The 18,049-nt window shown below is 68.7% G+C and carries 14 protein-coding genes; 3 read left to right on the plus strand and 11 right to left on the minus strand.

Going from position 1 to position 18,049, the window contains the following annotated elements; translation table 11 throughout:
• Window positions 1-48: 48 nt before the first annotated feature.
• The 6 genes from ACR4XW_RS04380 to ACR4XW_RS04405 all read right to left on the minus strand — a co-directional run bounded on the left by ACR4XW_RS04380 (window position 49) and on the right by ACR4XW_RS04405 (window position 4,770).
• The gene (locus ACR4XW_RS04380) at window positions 49-981 is read right to left on the minus strand and encodes a Ppx/GppA phosphatase family protein (protein WP_434759284.1); all 933 of its coding nucleotides are present in this window, start codon (window positions 979-981) and stop codon (window positions 49-51) included.
• Complete coding sequence (locus ACR4XW_RS04385) at window positions 978-1,499, minus strand: DUF501 domain-containing protein (protein WP_434759285.1); 522 nt, start codon at window positions 1,497-1,499, stop codon at window positions 978-980. The genes ACR4XW_RS04380 and ACR4XW_RS04385 overlap by 4 nt, the downstream gene beginning before the upstream one ends.
• A 19-nt stretch (window positions 1,500-1,518) precedes the next feature.
• Window positions 1,519-2,184: an FtsB family cell division protein gene (locus ACR4XW_RS04390; RefSeq protein ID WP_434759286.1), complete on the minus strand. Its 666-nt coding sequence runs from the start codon at window positions 2,182-2,184 to the stop codon at window positions 1,519-1,521.
• A gap of 46 nt (window positions 2,185-2,230) precedes the next feature.
• Window positions 2,231-3,511, minus strand: coding sequence for a phosphopyruvate hydratase (gene eno / locus ACR4XW_RS04395; RefSeq protein WP_434759405.1), 1,281 nt, complete (start codon window positions 3,509-3,511; stop codon window positions 2,231-2,233).
• A gap of 66 nt (window positions 3,512-3,577) precedes the next feature.
• Window positions 3,578-4,213 carry a nucleoside triphosphate pyrophosphohydrolase gene (locus ACR4XW_RS04400; RefSeq protein WP_434759406.1) on the minus strand — a complete coding sequence of 212 codons (636 nt, stop codon included), beginning with the start codon at window positions 4,211-4,213 and terminating at the stop codon, window positions 3,578-3,580.
• A 29-nt stretch (window positions 4,214-4,242) separates the two neighbouring features.
• A complete protein-coding gene (locus tag ACR4XW_RS04405; protein ID WP_434759287.1) occupies window positions 4,243-4,770 on the minus strand; it encodes a hypothetical protein in 528 nt (175 codons plus the stop codon).
• 105 nt (window positions 4,771-4,875) lie between these two features.
• On the opposite strand from ACR4XW_RS04405, the gene ACR4XW_RS04410 reads away from it, so the two are divergent.
• The gene (locus ACR4XW_RS04410) at window positions 4,876-7,665 is read left to right on the plus strand and encodes a cation-translocating P-type ATPase (protein ID WP_434759288.1); all 2,790 of its coding nucleotides are present in this window, start codon (window positions 4,876-4,878) and stop codon (window positions 7,663-7,665) included.
• 154 nt (window positions 7,666-7,819) lie between these two features.
• On the plus strand, window positions 7,820-8,107 hold the full coding sequence (locus tag ACR4XW_RS04415; RefSeq protein WP_434759289.1) for a hypothetical protein: 288 nt from the start codon (window positions 7,820-7,822) through the stop codon (window positions 8,105-8,107).
• Between the two features lie 3 nt (window positions 8,108-8,110).
• Here ACR4XW_RS04415 and mfd read toward each other — a convergent pair whose 3' ends face one another.
• The 3 genes from mfd to ACR4XW_RS04430 form a co-directional block, all read right to left on the minus strand.
• Entirely contained in the window at window positions 8,111-11,689 is a 3,579-nt protein-coding gene (gene mfd / locus ACR4XW_RS04420; protein ID WP_434759290.1) for a transcription-repair coupling factor, read from the minus strand.
• A gap of 9 nt (window positions 11,690-11,698) precedes the next feature.
• The gene (locus tag ACR4XW_RS04425; RefSeq protein ID WP_434759291.1) at window positions 11,699-13,774 is read right to left on the minus strand and encodes an MMPL family transporter; all 2,076 of its coding nucleotides are present in this window, start codon (window positions 13,772-13,774) and stop codon (window positions 11,699-11,701) included.
• Between the two features lie 156 nt (window positions 13,775-13,930).
• Window positions 13,931-15,109, minus strand: a complete 1,179-nt coding sequence (locus ACR4XW_RS04430) for a phosphotransferase (RefSeq protein WP_434759292.1) — start codon at window positions 15,107-15,109, stop codon at window positions 13,931-13,933.
• 237 nt (window positions 15,110-15,346) lie between these two features.
• Between ACR4XW_RS04430 and ACR4XW_RS04435 the strand changes: the two genes are divergently transcribed.
• The gene (locus tag ACR4XW_RS04435) at window positions 15,347-16,729 is read left to right on the plus strand and encodes a PrsW family intramembrane metalloprotease (protein ID WP_434759293.1); all 1,383 of its coding nucleotides are present in this window, start codon (window positions 15,347-15,349) and stop codon (window positions 16,727-16,729) included.
• Between the two features lie 6 nt (window positions 16,730-16,735).
• Here ACR4XW_RS04435 and pth read toward each other — a convergent pair whose 3' ends face one another.
• Together pth and ACR4XW_RS04445 are read right to left on the minus strand one after the other, a co-directional pair.
• Window positions 16,736-17,329, minus strand: a complete 594-nt coding sequence (gene pth, locus ACR4XW_RS04440) for an aminoacyl-tRNA hydrolase (protein ID WP_434759294.1) — start codon at window positions 17,327-17,329, stop codon at window positions 16,736-16,738.
• A gap of 11 nt (window positions 17,330-17,340) precedes the next feature.
• Window positions 17,341-17,964 carry a 50S ribosomal protein L25/general stress protein Ctc gene (locus ACR4XW_RS04445; protein ID WP_434759295.1) on the minus strand — a complete coding sequence of 208 codons (624 nt, stop codon included), beginning with the start codon at window positions 17,962-17,964 and terminating at the stop codon, window positions 17,341-17,343.
• Between the last annotated feature and the right edge of the window lie 85 nt (window positions 17,965-18,049).

Genomic DNA, 18,049 nt, shown 5'->3' on the forward strand with positions numbered 1-18,049 from the left:
AGTCCCGGTTCAAGCTTGTCCACCGATCCTAAGGGACAAGTCGATATATCAGTTCAATAGACCTGCTGAGTAGTCACCATCGGTCAGCAAACTTCTCGCCAGGCCGTCCAGAATGTCGGCTTCGCTGACCACCAACTCATCGACCGCGAGCCGGGCGGCGATCCGGTCGACGATCAGCGCTCCCCCGCCGATCACCTCACACCGTTTCGGGTTGATCGGGCCCAGGGCCATCAATTCGGCCACCGTGGCCCGGGCCATCCACGAGGTGATCTCGTGCAGGGCCCCCAACCCGATCCACGCCCCGTGGATGCGCGTGCGGTCGTATTCGGTCAGGCCCTGGTGCACCGCCATGATCGAGGTGATCGTGCCGGCCACCCCGATCCAGCCGCGCACCGGGCCCAGGTCAACCGCGTCCAGCAGCGCGTCCACGGCCGCGGTCGCCTCGGCCACCTGGGCCGGGGTCGGCGGGTCATCGGTCAGAAATCTCTCCCGCAGCCGCACCGCCCCCACATCCAGTGATCGGGCGCTCAGCATGGTGCCGTCGGCCCCGACCACCAGTTCGGACGAGCCGCCGCCGACATCGGTGACCAGCACCGGTTCGCCGATCGGGCCCACGGCGGCCACCGCCGCCCGGTAGGACAACTCGGCCTCGGTGGTGCCGGCCAGGATCTCCGGCTCCACACCCAGCCGGTCGCGGATCCCGGCGGCGAACTCGGCCCGGTTCGACACGTCCCGGGCCGCCGAGGTGGCCGCGAACCGCACTCGCTCCACCCCCAGTTCGGACAGCATCGCGGCGTACTCGTCCACCGCGGCAAAGGTGCGCGCCAGGGCGTCGGGATGGAACTCCCCGGTGGCATCCACACCTTGGCCCAGCCGTACCATCCGCAGTTCCCGGCGCAATTCCACCGGCTCGGCCCCGTTGCCCTCGATCACCAGCAGCCGCACCGAGTTGGTGCCGCAATCGATGCCGGCGACCCTCACGACTCGGCGTCCTCACTCAGGCAGGGGCGGGCCCAGAACTCACCGAGTGCCGCCACCGCCTCGTCGCCCAGCGGGTTCACTCCGGGCCCGGCGGCCAGGGAATGTCCGACCAGCACGTGCAGGCACTTGACCCGGGTCGGCATCCCGCCGGCGGAGATGCCCTCGATCTCGGTGACCTCATCGATACCGGCCCGGGCGCCGATCTCGGCACGGTCGGCCAAATACCGCCGATGTGCCTCGGCGTAGCGCTCGGCCAGGTCGGTGTCCTCGCCCAGGCGGGCGGTCATCTCGTTCATCAGCCCACTTGCCTCGAGGGTGGAGGTGGCCGAGGTGGCCCGTGGGCAGGTCAGGTAATAAGTGGTCGGAAACGGGGTGCCGTCCGGAAGCCGGGGGGCGGTGGCCACCACGCCGGGTTTTCCGCAGGGGCACCGCCAGGCCACCCCGGCAACCCCGCGGGGCATCCGTCCCAACTGCGCGGTGATGTCGGCTTCGTCGGCTTCGGTCATCGGTTCGAGCATTGCCCCAGTCTCCCAGCAATCAGGGGGTGGGTTCGTTGTCGGGTTCGGGGCCGATCGTTTCGGGGGCGGTGGGTTCGCGCTCCGCCTCTTCGGCGGCTTCGGCGGCCGGTTCGGGTTGGTCGACGGTGTGCACCGATCCGGCCAGCTTGCCCCACCAGGCCGCCTCCTGGGGTGGGGCGGCTTCGGTTTCGTTCAGGGTTCCGGTGCCGCCGAGGGGCTCCCCGTCGGGGCCCACCACGCGGTAGCCGGTCTCCCCCGGCACCGCCCAGCCGAGCCGGGCCCGGGCCTGGGCCTTGACGTATTCGGGGTCGTCCCAGCGGGCAAGTTCCTTCTCCAGTTCGGCGATCCGCTCCTGACGCTGGGCGATATCGGCCTTGGTCGAGGCGATGTCGGATTGCTGGTCCAGCCAGACCCGCAGGCTGGTCGCATAGGACAGCACCAGAATCGCCACCACCACGATCATCGCGACCGCCCGGCGGGTGATCCCCAGCCCGGCCCGGCGCAGACTCGGTGCCGGAGTTGCCGGCGCCGACTTGGGCGATGGCACCGCTGTGCGCCGCTGCGGCGCGGTGGCGCCGGCCTTGGCCGAAGCGCTGCGGGTGCGGGGACGCGAAACGGTCCGGGCCCGCGGGGTGTCGCGGCCCGGACCGTTTCGGGTGGGCCCGCGGCGCGAATCACGCGCCACGGGTCACTCCATGATCAGCAGTCACGTACTCCAGGGTACGTCGGCATCAGCCCTGGTAGCGGGGGAACGCGCCGCGACCGGCGTAGACCGCCGCGTCGTCCAGGTCCTCCTCGATGCGCAGCAACTGGTTGTACTTGGCCACCCGGTCGGTACGGGCCGGGGCGCCGGTCTTGATCTGACCGCAGTTGGTGGCCACGGCCAGGTCGGCGATGGTGGTGTCCTCGGTCTCACCGGAGCGGTGGCTCATCATCGCCGAGAAGCCGTGACGGTGGGCCAGGTCGACCGCGTCCAGGGTCTCGGTGAGGGTGCCGATCTGGTTCACCTTCACCAGCAGCGAGTTGGCGGCCTTCTCGTCGATGCCGCGCTGCAGGCGGGTCACGTTGGTGACGAACAGGTCGTCACCGACCAACTGCACCTTGCCACCGACCTCGGCGTTCATCTTGGCCCAGCCGTCCCAGTCGTCCTCGGCCAACGGGTCCTCGATGGACACGATCGGGAACTTCGACATCCAGTCGGAGTAGATCGCGACCATCTCGTCGGCCGACTTCTTCGCGCCCTCGAAGGTGTAGACACCGTCGGCGTAGAACTCGGTGCTGGCGACGTCGAGGGCGAGCACCACATCGGTGCCGAGCTTCAGCCCGGCCTGCTCGATGGCCTCGGCGATCAGCTCCAGGGCGGCGACGTTGGCGGGCAGGTTGGGGGCGAAGCCACCCTCATCACCCAGGCCGGTCGACAGCCCCTTCTTCTTGAGCACCTTCTTCAGGGTGTGGTACACGGCCGCACCGTTGGCGAGGGCCTCGCGGAAGCTGGCCGCACCGATCGGGGCGATCATGAACTCCTGCACGTCGACGTCGGAGTCGGCGTGGGCACCCCCGTTGAGGATGTTCATCATCGGCACCGGCAGGACGTGCGCGTTCGGGCCGCCCACGTAGCGGTACAGCGGCAGGCCGGCCGAATCGGCGGCGGCGTGGGCCACGGCCAGCGAAACACCCAGAATCGCATTGGCGCCGAACTTGCCCTTGTTGTCGGTGCCGTCCAGATCGATCATCGCCTGGTCGAGCAGGCGCTGCTCGCTGGCCTCGAAACCGAGCACCTCGTTGCCGAGGTCTTCGATCACGTGCTCCACGGCCTTGGTCACGCCCTTGCCGTCGTAGCGCGACGAGTCACCGTCGCGCAGTTCGACCGCTTCGAAGGCTCCGGTCGATGCACCGGACGGGACGGCGGCAGTACCCTCCGAGCCGTCATCCAGGACGACCTGGACCTCGACGGTCGGGTTGCCGCGGGAGTCGAGAATCTCACGAGCGTCAACGAATTCGATGGTTGCCACGTTGGTGCCTTTCATGGGGGTTCGTTACGGCGCTTGCACGCCATGACCTCACCCTAACGCCGCCGCTCAGCGGGCCGCCCCGGACCCCTCACCTTCGGCCCCCTCAACCCGACGCACCTCGGCCTCCAACCCCCGCAGTACATCGCGCAGGGCTTGTTCCGGATCGACCCCGCTGTGTTGGGCGCGGGCGACCAGGTCGAGCACCTCCCGTCCGAAGTCCTCGGCAGTGACCGGTTCGGTGGGCAACGACACCTCGACCCGGTGCGCGCGGGCGCGCGAGACGACCTTGCCGGCGCGGGCCATCGCCGACATCCGGTGGGCGATCCCGTCCAGGGCGGAGGTGCGGGCCTTCTCGGCGCGTTTGCGTTCCTCCCATGAGCCCATCAGGTCGTCGGGGGTGTCGGCACCGGCGAACACCCAGGGGTGTCGGCCGACGAGTTTGTCGGCGACACCGGCGGCCACCTCGTCCAGATCGAAGGTCTCGGTTTCGGCTGCGATGGTGGCGTGGAAGAACACCTGCAGCAGCAGGTCGCCGAGTTCTTCGCGCAGGTCGGCCGCATCACCGTCCTCGATCGCGTCGACGACCTCGCAGGTTTCCTCGATCAGATAGGGCACCAGCGAACGGTGGGTCTGTTCGGCATCCCAGGGGCATTCGGCCCGCAGCCGACTCATCACGTGCGCGAAACGGCGCACCTCGGGCAGCTCCGGGACGGGCTGCTGCCCCCGGTCGGTCACTGGGTGTTGGCGGGCGGCTGCGGCGGGGCCTGCTGGAACAGTGGGCTACCGCCCGGCTGCAGTCCCGGGCCCCAACTGCCGAAGCGCGGGTTCAGCACCACGTCGGCTTCCTCACCGGCACGGGCGAACTCCTGCTCCCCTACCTCGGCGAGCAACAGTTGCAGGAAAGCGATGTCGTTGGTGTAGCGCTTCGCGGCCGGACCGGCCGTGGCCAACTGCTCGGCGCCGCGCTCCTTGATCAACTGGTCCCTCTGTGCGCCGGTGAAGCTGAGGTTGCGTTCCTCGGCCAGGTCGGTGCCGATCACCTTCAGGATCTGGACGTTGCCGTAGTCGCGCACCTCGGTCGGCTCCATGCCGACCTTGGCGAGCTCCTCGTTGAGGGCCTCGGTTTCGGAGCGCACCTCGCGGATGCTGATCGTCTCGCCGTTGACCACCGCGAAATTATCGGGGGCCTGGGCACAGCCCGTGGCCACCATCGCGACCACCGCGGCACCGACCAACCATCGTGCAACTCGACCCGCCATCACAGCCCCTTCATCGATTCCAACGCCACCGCATCTTACGCCGACCCCGAGCCACCGGACCAACCCGACCGGGATCGATATCGGCCCGGGTCAATAATGAGGAGCATGAGCAGCCTCGAGGTGGCCGAACCCCACACCCGCACGGTGCGCCGGATCGCCGACGATCTCGGCGTCGACCCCGAACGGGGGCTGGACGCGGCCGAGGCCCGGCGGCGTTTGGAGGCCGACGGACCCAACGAGTTGCGTTCCACCCCACCGGTGCCGGCCTGGCGACGGTTCCTCGCCCAGTTCAAGGACGCGCTGATTTATCTGCTGCTGGCCGCGGTGGTGATCTCGGTGCTCGCCTGGGTGATCGAGGGCGCCCGGGGTGTGCCGGTGGACGCGGTGGTGATCACCACGATTTTGCTGGCCAATGCGGTGCTCGGCTTCGTCCAGGAGAACCGGGCCGCCGATGCGGTGGCCGCCCTGCGCGGCATGACCGAGGTCACCGCCACGGTGCTGCGCGACGGGCAGCAACACCAGATCGCCTCCCGCGACCTGGTGCGCGGCGATGTGCTGGTGCTCGGTGAGGGCGACGCGGTGGGCGCCGACGCCCGCCTCTTCGAGGCCACCGCCCTGCGGGTCGCCGAGGCCTCGTTGACCGGGGAATCCGAGGCGGTGATGAAGAGCCCCGAGGATCTCTCCGGCCGGGTCGCGCTGGGCGACCGCAAGAACATGGTCTTCAAGGGCACCGCGGTCACCCAGGGGGTCGGCCGCGCGATCGTCACCGGCACCGGGATGCACAGTCAGATGGGGCAGATCGCCGCCATGCTCGACAGCACCGAATCCGAGCCGACCCCGCTCACCCGGGAGGTCAACGGGCTGGGCCGCACCCTGGGCGCGGCGGTGATCGCGATCGCCTTCGTGGTGATGGTCACGATCTACCTGACCTCCGACATCCGCACCGCCTCGGACGCGGTGGTGGTGCTGCTGCTCGGTGTCTCGCTGGCGGTGGCCGCCGTCCCCGAGGGCCTGCCGGCGATCCTGTCGGTGGTGCTGGCCGTGGGGGTGCAGCGAATGGCCGGCCACAAGGCGATCGTGAAGGACCTCTCCTCGGTGGAGACTCTCGGTTCGGCCTCGGTGATCTGTTCGGACAAGACCGGCACCCTGACCAAGTCGGAGATGACGGTGCAACGCATCTGCACCCCCTCCGGCGCGGTGAGTCTGTCGGGCATCGGTTACTCCCCCGAGAACGGCCGCGCCACCGGCCCCGACGGTGAGGAGGTCAGCGGCGATCTGCTGACCGAGGCGCAACTGGTGCTGGCGTACGGGTCATTGGCCAATGACGCCCAGCTCGACCATCTCGATGGCCAGTGGCAGATTCAGGGCGACCCGACCGAGGCCGCCTTCCTGGTCGCGGCGCAGAAGCTGATCGGGTCGACCGAGATCGTCGACACCTACACCCGTCTGGGCCAGGTGCCGTTCACCTCCGAACGCAAGAAGATGTCGGTGCTCGACCGCTCAGCCAAGGGCACCCGGGTGCTCAGCAAGGGCGCCCCGGACGTGCTGCTGAGCAACTGCACCCACTACCGGGTCGGCGACCGGGTCGAGGAGTTGGACGAGGCGATGCGGGCCTCGATCCTGGGCACGGTGGAGGATCTCTCGTCCCAGGCCTACCGCACCCTCGGGGTGGCCTACCGGATGGCCGAGGAGGCCGACCGGGCCCTGGACGACAGCATCGAGCACGACCTGATCTGGGTCGGCATGGTCGGCATCATCGACCCGCCCCGTCCCGAGGCCCAAGCCGCCATCGCCGACGCCCGCCGGGCCGGCATCCGGGTGATGATGATCACCGGCGACCACCCGGTGACCGCGGCCAAGATCGCCACCGACCTGGGCATCGTCCGGCAGGGGGCCCGGGCCCGTACCGGGGTCGAACTGGACGCGATGGACGATCACGAGCTCACCGAGACCGTGCGCCGCACCTCGGTCTATGCCCGGGTGGCACCGCAGAACAAGCTGCAGATCGTCGACGCCCTGCAGGCCGACGGCAATGTGGTGGCGATGACCGGCGACGGGGTGAACGACGCCCCGGCGCTGAAGACCGCCGACATCGGGGTGGCGATGGGGGTGACCGGGGCGGAGGTCACCAAGGAGGCCGGCAACATGATTCTGGCCGACGACAACTTCGCCACCATCGTCACCGCGGTGCGCCAGGGCCGGATGATCTTCGACAACATCCGCAAGTTCCTGCGCTATCTGCTGTCGTCGAACATGGGCGAGGTGATGGCGGTCTTCTTCGGCGTCGTGCTGGCCGGGGTGCTGGGGCTGACCCAACACGCCGAGGGTGCGGTGGTCGTCCCGCTGTTGGCCACCCAGATTCTGTGGATCAACCTGGTCACCGACTCCGGGCCAGCCCTGGCGATGGGCATCGACCCGCCGGTGGACGATGTGATGAACCGCAAACCGCGCAAGATCACCGACCGGGTGGTCTCGGGCCGGATGTGGATCCACGTGCTGTTCCTGGGCCTGGTGATGGCGGTGCTGATGCTGGTCACGATGGATCTGTTCCTGGAGGGTGGACTGATCACCTACGGCCGCGAGGACCTCACCACCGCCCGCACCGCCGCCTTCACCGTGATGGTGCTGTTGCAGTTGTTCAACGCCTTCAACGCCCGCTCACCGATCCATTCGGCCTTCAGCCACATGTTCTCGAACAAGTGGTTGTGGGCCGCGGTACTGCTGGGTGCGGCGCTGCAGGTGGCCGCGGTGCACGTGCCCTTCCTGCAGACCGCCTTCGGTACCACCGACCTCAGTGGGCAGCAATGGCTGATCTGCATCGGGATGGCCTCGATCGTGTTGTGGGTCGAGGAACTGCGCAAGGCGGTCTACCGGCTGATCGGCCCGGCCACCTGATCGGCGCGGCCACCTGATCGACCCCGGCCCGGGCCTGCGGTCGGGGCTATCCCTGGCCGAGTTCAGCCCCTAGTCTGATTCGTGGGTCTTCTCAACCGACCCCTGAGTTCTGCAGATCTGCTGACCCAGCAACCCCGCGAGGAGGGGAAGTCCCATGAGCACGAGATCACTGCAGTCATTCACCCAAGACCGGATCGGTTTCGGGGCCATGATCGTGGCCCTGATCGGTGTCGCAGCCGTACTGGCGTCCGCCGCCGGGAGTGCAGCCGATCTGGTGTGGCTCACCCGGCCCTTCGCCTTCCTGGGCATGATCGGCGGAGTCGGTGCGCTGGTTTGCGCCGTCCGCTGCCCCGGGACGGGCCGCAAGGCCCTGTTCGCGATGGCCGGTGTGGCGCTACTGATCGCCGGGTCGACGATCTTCGGGATGAGCTACCCGCACTGACCCTTAGGCCCGCGACGGCACCAGGGCCGGGGCGATGATGTCGCTGACCACCGTCGAACACCACTCCAACAGTTCCGCATCGACCACCGGACGTCCCCCGATCGGGGCGGTCATCGGACGCGGAATCAGCATCGTGCGGGTCGCGGCCTTCAACACCGACTTCGGGTGCAGGCGGTTCAACCGCAGTTGGCGTGATTCGGGCAGGTCGACCGGCCCGAAGCGGATATTCGACCCCTGTGCGACCACCTCGGTGAGCCCCGCCTCGCGGGCGACCAGCCGGAACCGCGCCACGTCCAACAGGGCTGTCACCGGCTTGGGCGGAGCGCCGTAGCGGTCGGTGAGTTCCTCGACGATCGCGACGATGTCGTCCTCGTTGCGCACCTCGGCGATGCGCTTGTAGATCTCGAGGCGCAGGCGTTCGGATTCGACGTAGTCGGTGGGCAGGTGGGCGTCGATCGGCAGTTCGATCCGCACATCGGGTTCGGGTTCGGCCTCCGACCCGTCGCTGCGGTATTCGGTGACCGCTTCGCCGACCAGCCGGATGTAGAGGTCGAAACCGACGTCGGCGATGTGGCCGGACTGTTCCCCACCGAGCAGGTTGCCCGCCCCACGGATCTCCAGGTCCTTCATCGCGATCGCCATACCGGCGCCGATGTCGGTGTGCTGGGCGAGGGTGGCGAGCCGGTCGTGGGCGGCCTCGCTGAGCGGTTTGTCGGGCGGGTACAGGAAGTAGGCATAACCCCGTTCCCGGCCGCGACCGACCCGTCCGCGCAACTGGTGCAATTGCGACAGACCCATCATGTCGGCGCGTTCGATCAGCAATGTATTGGCGGTGGAGATGTCCAGGCCGGATTCGACGATCGTGGTGCACACCAGCACGTCGGCGCGCCGCTCCCAGAAGTCGACCATCACCTGTTCGAGCTGTTTCTCACCCATCTGGCCGTGTGCGGTCGCGACCCGGGCCTCGGGGACGAGTTCCCGGATCTTGGCCGCCACCTTGTCGATCGACTGCACCCGGTTGTGGATGTAGAAGACCTGACCCTCGCGCAGCAGTTCGCGGCGGATCGCGGCGGTCACCTGGGCCTCGTCGTAGGCGCCGACGAAGGTCAGCACCGGATGCCGTTCCTCCGGCGGGGTGGCGATGGTCGACATCTCCCGGATGCCGGTGACAGCCATCTCCAGGGTGCGCGGGATCGGGGTGGCCGACAGGGTGAGCACATCGACGTGGGTGCGCATCTGCTTGAGCTGTTCCTTGTGCTCGACACCGAAGCGCTGTTCCTCGTCCACGATCACCAGGCCGAGATCCTTGAACCGTACCTCCGAGCCGAGCAGCCGGTGGGTGCCGATCACCACATCGACGGTGCCGTCGGCCAACCCGTCCAGCACCTTCTTGGCCTCGGCGTCGGTCTGGAACCGGCTCAACGCCGCGACATTGACCGGGAACCCGGCATAGCGTCCGGCGAAGGTCTGTTCGTGCTGTTGCACCAGCAGGGTGGTCGGCACCAGTACCGCGACCTGTTTGCCGTCCTGCACGGCCTTGAAGGCGGCCCGTACCGCGATCTCGGTCTTGCCGTAGCCGACGTCGCCGCAGATCAGCCGGTCCATCGGCACGACCTGTTCCATGTCGGCCTTCACATCGTCGATCGCGGCGAGCTGGTCGGGGGTTTCGGCGTAGCTGAAGGCGTCCTCGAGTTCACTCTGCCAGGGGCTGTCGGGGCCGAAGGCGTGCCCGCGGGTGGCCTGTCGGGCGGCGTAGAGCTTGATCAGTTCACCGGCGATCTCGCGGACGGCCTTGCGGGCCCGCGACTTGCGCTTGTTCCAATCGGCCCCACCCATCTTGTCCAGGGTGGGCGCCTCACCGCCGACGTAACGGGTGACCAGGTCGAGCTGATCCATCGGGACGAACAGCCGGTCGCGGGGTTGGCCGCGTTTGGAGGCGGCGTATTCGATCACCAGGTATTCGCGGGTGGTGCCGGCGGCCTGGCGGTGCACCATCTCCAGGTAGCGGCCCACGCCGTGCTGCTCGTGCACCACCGCGTCACCGGGTTGCAGTTCGAGCGGGTTGATCTGATTGCGGCGCTTGGCCGGCATCTTGCGCGACGACCGGTCGACGTGGCGCTGCCCGGACAACTCGGCGGCGGTCCACACCGCCAGCTTGGCCTGCGGCAACCGGAAGCCGTGCCGCAGGGCCCCGGACAGCACGGTCGCCATCGCCGGTTCGGGGGCCTCGGGCAACTCATCGCAGCGCCGGGTCGCAATATCGTGATCGCCGAGCACCTCGCCCATCCGGTCGGCGATACCGCGGCCCTCGGCCACCAGCACCACCGCCCAGCCGTCGGCCAGGGTTGCGGCGATCTCGGTCATCGCGTCCTCGGCCTGGCCCCGCCAACCGTCGATGCCGGTCGCGTCGATGGTGCGGGATTCGACCGCCCCCTCGTCGAGCAGTACTTCGGGGACGATCCGGTCGTCGGCGTCCGGCTCATCGGGGGTGGCGCTGAACTGGGAGAAACTCCACCAGCCCAGACCCCGGTCGAGTACCGAGCGGCGTACGTCGGCCAAGTCGTGGAAGGCCGATTCGGCCAGGTCGATCGGGGCATTGCCACCCGCGGCGGCTCCCGCCCAGGACGACTGCCGGAACTCCTCGCTGGTGCGCACCAGATCGGTGGCGCGGGTCGAGACCAGTTCGGGGTTGCCGACGATCACCAGGGCGTCGTCGGGCAGCACATCGGTGAACAGTTCCATCCCGTCCACCAGCACCGCCGAGAGGGCTTCCATCCCGTCCACGGCGTGCCCGCGGGCAATGCGTTCCAGCATGTCGGCCAGTTGCGGATGCTCCTCGGCCAGGGCGGCGGCGCGCTGTTTCACCTGGTCGGTGATCAGCAGTTCGCGGCAGGGAGTGGCGGTGATCTCGTCGAGGAGTTCGTCACCGGAGCGCTGATCGGCAACGGTGAAGGGCCGGATCTCGTCGACCTCGTCGCCGAAGAAGTCGACCCGCACCGGGTGTTCGGCAGTGGGCGGGAAGATGTCGACGATGCCGCCGCGGACGGCGAACTCACCGCGCCGCTCGACCAGGTCGACCCGGATGTAGGCCGCATCGACCAGATCGCGGGCGAGCTGTTCCAGTTCGTATTCGGCGCCGGCCCGGACGGTGACCGGACGCAGATCGGCCAGCCCCTGCACCTGCGGCTGCAGGATGCTGCGCACCGGGGCGACGATCACCTTCGGTGCCGGCAACTCGTCGGTGCCGGCCAGCCGGCGCAGCACCGTGAGCCGCTTGCCCACGGTGTCGGAGCGGGGGCTCAGCCGTTCGTGCGGCAGGGTCTCCCAGGACGGGTAGTCGACCACCTGATCGGGCCCGAAGAAGGCCCCGACGGTGTTGGTGAGGTCCTCGGCCTCGCGCTGGGTGGCGGTGACCAGCAACACCGTCCGGCCGCAGTCGGCCAGAGCGGTGGCCAACACCGGCCACAGCGCGGCGGGGGCGGTGAGGTCGAGTGCGGTGATGTTGCGGGCGCGTGCATCGGCACAGGCCTCGGCGACGGTCGGATCAGCCTTGACGGCTTGGACGATTCCCTGCAGGGTCACCTGGACACACTATTGCCGCGGGGACCCTTGCCCCAAACCGTCGGCCGGTTCGGCCACCTTCCACAGCCGGTTCGGCCACCACACCTTCGACCCGACCATGGTGAACAGCGCCGGGATCACGATGGTGCGCACCACGAAGGTGTCGAGCAGAATGCCCAGGCCCACCACGATGCCCAACTGGGTCAGGGTGATCAGCGGCAGCACCCCGAGCACCGCGAAGACCGCCGCCAGCACGATGCCGGCCGAGGTGATCACCCCACCGGTCAGCGCCACCGCCCGGACGATGCCGCCGCGGGTGCCGTGTTCGGGCGTCTCCTCCCGGGCCCGGATCACCAGGAAGATCGTGTAGTCCACGCCGAGTGCGATCAGGAAGAGGAAGGCGAACAGCGGTACCGAGGTGTCCAGACCCGGGAAGCCGAAGACGGTGGTGCTCAACCAGGCACCGGCACCGAGGGCGGCGAAGGCGCTCAAGGTGGTGGCCACGATCAACAGCAACGGGGCGACCAGGGCGCGCAACAGGACGAAGAGGACGCCCAGCACCACGGCCAGAATCATCGGCAGGATGACCATCAGATCACGGCTTGCCGCATCGCGGCTGTCGAGTTGTTCGGCGTCGGGTCCGCCGACCAGCGCGTCGGCGCCGTCGACCCGGTCGAGTTCGGTACGCAGCTCGGAGACCTCGTCGAAGGCCTCCCGGGAGGCGGGCTCGGCATCGAGCACCACCTGCCAGCGTGACCAGCCGGTGTCGGATTCGCCGGTGGGTTGGGCCTCGACCACCCCGTCGTGGTCGTTGAGCACCTGGGTCACCGTCTCGGCGGCATCGGTGCGGGCCAGTACCACGGTCGGATTCGACAAGCCGGCCGGGAAGTACTCGCTCAGGGTCTCGAAGCCCTCGACCGATTCGGCCTGTACCCGGAATTGCTCGGTCTGCTCCAGGCCGACCCGTACCCCGAGCAGGCCGAGGCAGAACACCACCAGCAGGGGCGTGGTGGCCAGCAGCACCACGAAGGGACGCTTCGCCACTCCCCCGGCGAGCTTGTACCAGCCGCCGGTGGCGCCCTTGTTCTCGTCGCCCACCCGGGGGATGAACGGCCAGAACAGTCCCCGACCGCACAGGGCCAGTGCCGGTGGCAGTACCAGCAGGCCGAAGGCCAGGGCGATCAACAGGCCGACCGCGGCACTCATCCCGAGCATCCGGGTGTTCGGCAGGGTGGCCAGCACCAGGGTCAGCAGGGCCAGCACCACGGTGATGTTGGACGCCAGGATCGCCGGGGCGGCGTGCTGGGAGGCCCGGGCCAGCGCGTCGCGATGGTTGTCGAAACGCCGCAGTTCCTCGCGGTAACGCGAGACCAGCAGCAGGGCGTAGTTGGTGCCGGCACCGAACACCAGTACCGAGGTGATGCCGGCGGTGGAAGCGTCCAGGGTGAGTCCGAACGCCTCCCCGGCCCGGGTGGTGACGATCGCCGCGACCCGGTCGGCGACACCGACCACCACCAGGGGCACCAGCCACAGGATCGGTGAGCGGTAGGTGATCAGCAGCAGCACCGCGACCACGACGGCGGTGGCGCCGAGCAGTCGGAAGTCGGCACCGTCGAAGGCCTTGGCGATGTCGGCGCCGAAGGCGGGGCCTCCGGTGATCTTCATGGTCAGGTCATCGGGCAGTCCGTCCGCCCCGGCGGCACGCAGATCGGCCACGGTTTCGGACAGTGGGAAACCGCTCAGCCCGGAGTCGACCGGGATCAGCGACACGGCCGCTTCCCCTTCGGGGGCGGGGATCACCGGCGGGCCGTCCGGTTCGCCGTTGTCGACCCCGCGGTCGACCTCGAGCATCCGGGCGTGGGCCTCGGTGGCGGCGCCGATGTCCTCCTTGCTGAGCTTCTCGCCGTCGTCGCGGGTGAACACCGCCAGCACCGGGGCTTCCCCGGCGTCGGGGAATTCCTTCTGCAGTTCGGTGACCCGCGCCGATTCCGCACCGTCGGGCAGGTTGTCGGCCGACTCCACCGAGGATTCCGCACCCCAGGCCAGCACCAGACCGGAGACCAGCAGGGCGATCAGCAGGAAGATCCAGGAGCGTTTGCCGCTCACCCATCGTCCGTAGGCCGCGAAGCCGCCTCCGTCGGCAGGAGTCGCCGGATCTTCAGTGGTGGTTGGCGTTCGGTCTTGATCGGCTCGGCCCATGGTCGAAACTCTTTCAAGAAATGGCTTGGAAACCAAGCTTTTTGGCGGTGGTGTCCACGTCGATCATTCGGCGAGTTGGGCGCGCTGCAACCAACTGCGCACCAGATCCAACCGGGCCAGGGCGTGGGCCCGGTCGGCACCGGCGATCAGGGTCAGAATCACCCCGGCCACGCGGGCATACAGCGCCCCGGGATCGACCTGGGCGGCGAAGTGCCTGGTCCAGTTCTCGAGGGTGTCGATCAACCCCGCATAGTGGGCCGGCGACAGGTCGGGCAGGACGGCCAGGTGAGCAAGAACACACGCCAGATCGTCCACCCGGTGGCCGGGGCCGGCGGTGTCGAGGTCGATCAGGGTGTAGCGGTCGGACCGTCCGGGAACCTCCCGGACGAAGACATTCGCCTCGTAGAGGTCGCCGTGCACCGGCACCACCGGCCCGCGGGGCCGTTCGGCCAGCAACTGGTCGATCGCGACGGCCAATTGTTCGATCTCCTCGGCGGCCTCCGGCAACGCCACCGCCGCCGCGGCCGCATGGAAGTCGAGCCGGTCGGTCCAGGCGGACCGTTTCGGCACCCGCAGCAGGTCATGGGGCAGGCGGTCGAGGAGTTGCACGATGTCGGCCGGGTCCGGAGCCGGTTTGCCTTCGGCGATCGCGGCGAAGCGTTCGGCCAGCGGCTCCCCGGCCGCCCCGGCCACGATCAGCACGCCGGGAGCGGGCTCGGCGATCACCTCGGGGGCCACCCCCGCCTCGGCCATCACCCGGTGCCGGGTGATGTGCGGGCCGGCTCGTTCGGGCAGCAGCAACTTGATGTAGTACTTGTCCTCGGCGGTGACCGCACGCAGCACCGCCCGGCGCAGCGGACGGTAGGCAATCAAGTCCAGCTCGAGCACCTCCGCACCCAGCCAGTCGCCGACCACCCCGACATCACAGGCGCCGGCCAGTGCGGGCAGCCGGGGGTCGGCCGGGTGTTCCCACAGCCGCAGGGTAAGCCCCTCGTGCTCGACGACGGTGAATCCCGAACCCGCCAGCTCGGCGGTGGTGGCGACCACGTACTCGCGCCGCTGCGGCCCACCGCCGGTCACCGTGACATGGAATCCGGCGGTGGCGTCGGCATCGGGGCGGTGATGTACCCGGTCGAGTTCGACCCGCACCTGCCGCCCGGCCAGGTCGCCGCCGAGCGCGGACCGAACCCACTGCTGGGCCCGTGGGGCCGCCAGCAGCCGGGCCGCTCGGTCGTGGTCCATACCCTCGAAGTGTACGTCCGCCGTCCGCGATCGATGGCCTTCCCGCGCGCACGGTGCCCGATGGGCGGCGTTCCCGCCTCCCAGGTCCGCACATGCAACTCGTACTCGTTCCTGCGTGGCTTACTACGTGGCGCAGGAACGAGTACGGGTTGCAGATGGCGAAGGGGCAACGCCGGACGGGGACTGCCGCCACGGGTAGTCCTTGCGCCTGATCCGGTTGGGCCTAACCTTGAGCAGGTGAGTACCGGCCACTTTCCTCCAGCACAGCAGCAGGCGTTCTCGCCGGCGACCTTCCGCACCCACCCGCAGCAGACGATCCGCAAGGTGGGCGCACCGCTGGCGGTGATGATCGTCGCCGGCCTGCTGATCGTCGGGCTGCTCGGTGTCGCGGTCTTCTCCGGCCCCGTACCCTTCCTGATCGCCCTGGTTCCGGTGGCCGTGATGATCTGCGCGGCCCTGTTCGCCTACCTGTGGCTGGATCGCTGGGAGCCCGAGCCGCCCCGCTTGCTGATCTTCGGCTTTCTGTGGGGTGCCGGTATCGCCGGTGGACTGTCGTTCGTCCTGAACACCGTCACCGGGATGTTCGTGTGGCCGAACGAGTTCTGGGCGGCGGCGGTGGGGGCGCCACTGTTCGAGGAACTCACCAAGGGCGCCTTCCTGCTGTTGATGATGACCGGCATGCGCCGCCGGCAGATGACCAGCCTGGTGGACTGTCTGGTCTACGCCGGGATGGTCGGCCTGGGCTTCGCCTGGGTCGAGGACATGATCTATTTCGCCGGCTCCGAGTCGCTGGCGATGACCGTCCTGCTGTTCGTGATGCGGATGGTGATGGCGGTGTTCGCCCACCCCTTGTTCACCTCGATGACCGCGATCGGCATCTACCTGTCGATGCGCCAGCGCAACAAGGGCGCCAAGGTGGGATTGATCGTGGCCGGGTTCGCGGTGGCGATGCTGGCCCACGGTTTGTGGAACGGCTCGACCGCAGTGATGGACGGCCTCGGGTTCTTCGTCCTCTACTTCCTGATCCTGGTGCCGTTGTTCGCCGGCATGGTGTGGCTGGCGATCTGGTCGCGCCGCAACGAGGGACGGCAGGTCAGGAACCAACTCGTGGGAATGGTGCAAGAGGGGCTGATCGACCATCACGAGGCGCTCTGGCTGGCCACCCTGCCGCGGCGTCGGGAACGCCGCAAGCTCGCCGCCAAGCACGGCTCCGCGGGAGATCTCCGCAAGCTGCAGCAGTTCAGTGACGCGGTGACCGAGTTGGCCTTCATCCGCACCCGGCTCGGACGCGGCGAGGTGACTCCCCAGCGCGAGGCCGATCACGCCGAGTTGGTGCAGGCGGTGCGGCATTACCGCGCCGAGGCCCTGCCGGTGCTGAGCACCCTGCACAAGATTGCTCCGGTCGGCGGCAATGTTCCTCCTCCGCCGCCTCCGTCGGCTCCGCAACAGCGTCCGATGCCGCCGCAACAACAGCAGCAGCCGCACGCACCTCAGCAGCCGCACGCACCTCAGCAGCCACCGGCACCTCAGCAGGCTCCGATGCCGCAGCAACAGCCGATGCCACAGCAGCCCCCGATGCCCTCGCAACAGCCCTACGGCGGGCCGAACCCGCAGTGGTGATCCTCGTCAGGAGTTGAAAGCGTTCTGGGTCGCGGTCAGTCCGCGCACGATCAGGCTCTCGACCGCGTCGGCGGCCCGGGCGATGTCGGCACCCAGGTGTTCGCGCTCGGCGCGGGAGAAATCGCTCAGCACATAGTCGGCCGCGGGCTGTCGTCCGGGCGGGCGGCCGATGCCCATCCGGACCCGGTGGAAGTCACCGGTGCCCAGGTGGGCCCGGATCGATTTCAGGCCGTTGTGACCGTTGTCGCCGCCGCCCAGTTTGATCCGCAGCCGTCCGGGGTCGAGGTCCAGTTCGTCATGGATCACGATCACCTGCTCGGGCGGGATCTTGTGGAACTTCGCCAACGCACCGGTCGGGATCCCCGACTCGTTCATATAGGTGCGGGTGCGCACCAACGCGACGGGGACGGTGTCGGCACCCACCGTGCCCGCACCCAGGGGCCCGACGCGGGTCTGGACGACCTCGGCACGCATCCCCTTGGGTGCGGTGGCTCGGCCGCCGGCTCGACGGGCGAGCTCGACGACCGTCATGGCACCGACATTGTGCCGGTGCTTGGCATAGGTCGGGCCGGGGTTACCCAGCCCGACCACCAACCACATCGCCGATCAGCTCACTCTTCGTCTTCGGCAGCCGGCTCTTCGGCAGCGGCTTCCTCGGTCTCCTCGGCTTCCTCGTCCTCTTCGCCGAGGTCCTGAACCACCGGGGCGTTGACGCTGAGCACCATCGCCTCGGGCTCGCCGGCCAGGGTGACGTCGGTGGGCAGCTCGATGTCCTGGGCGAAGATCTGCGCACCGATCTCCAGGCCCTCGACCGAGACGGTCAGTTCGTCGGGGATGGCGACCGCGGGGGCCTCGACCATCAGCGACTGCAGGTCGACCGAGACCAGGGTGTCCGGGGCGGCTTCGCCGGTGACCACCAGCGGCACCTCGACCTGAACCTTCTCGCCACGACGCACCAGCAGCAGGTCGACGTGCTCGATGAAGTTGGTGACCGGGTCGCGCTGCACCTGACGGGGCAGGGCGAGCTGGGTCTTGCCCTCCACATCGACCTCGAGCAGGGCGTTGGCGGTACGCAGCGCCAGCAGGGTCTCGTGGCCGTGCAGCGACAGGTGCACCGGGTCGATGCCGTGGCCGTAGATCACCGCCGGGATACGGCCTTCGCGGCGCAGCCGGCGCGAGGCGCCCTTGCCGAATTCGGTGCGGGGCTGGGCGTCCAGCTTGTGGGTGTCAACCATGAGGAGCTCCTCGGGTAGTTCTCGCTTTTCGGTTCGTGGTCGGCGAATCGCGGACCCCGCACATCGTGCGAAAACCCTGTCGATA

Source organism: Pseudenemella bisphenolivorans (assembly GCF_051133435.1).
Taxonomy (GTDB): domain Bacteria; phylum Actinomycetota; class Actinomycetes; order Propionibacteriales; family Propionibacteriaceae; genus JAAYAO01.

What these genes read in the sequence shown, in the direction of transcription:
- ACR4XW_RS04410 (WP_434759288.1), top strand. Translation starts at nt 4,876, where the DNA reads ATGAGCAGCCTCGAGGTGGCCGAACCCCACACCCGCACGGTGCGCCGG.
- ACR4XW_RS04430 (WP_434759292.1), bottom strand. Translation starts at nt 15,109, where the DNA reads ATGGACCACGACCGAGCGGCCCGGCTGCTGGCGGCCCCACGGGCCCAG.
- ACR4XW_RS04385 (WP_434759285.1), bottom strand. Translation starts at nt 1,499, where the DNA reads ATGCTCGAACCGATGACCGAAGCCGACGAAGCCGACATCACCGCGCAG.
- pth (WP_434759294.1), bottom strand. Translation starts at nt 17,329, where the DNA reads ATGTGGTTGGTGGTCGGGCTGGGTAACCCCGGCCCGACCTATGCCAAG.
- ACR4XW_RS04415 (WP_434759289.1), top strand. Translation starts at nt 7,820, where the DNA reads ATGAGCACGAGATCACTGCAGTCATTCACCCAAGACCGGATCGGTTTC.
- ACR4XW_RS04405 (WP_434759287.1), bottom strand. Translation starts at nt 4,770, where the DNA reads ATGGCGGGTCGAGTTGCACGATGGTTGGTCGGTGCCGCGGTGGTCGCG.
- ACR4XW_RS04445 (WP_434759295.1), bottom strand. Translation starts at nt 17,964, where the DNA reads ATGGTTGACACCCACAAGCTGGACGCCCAGCCCCGCACCGAATTCGGC.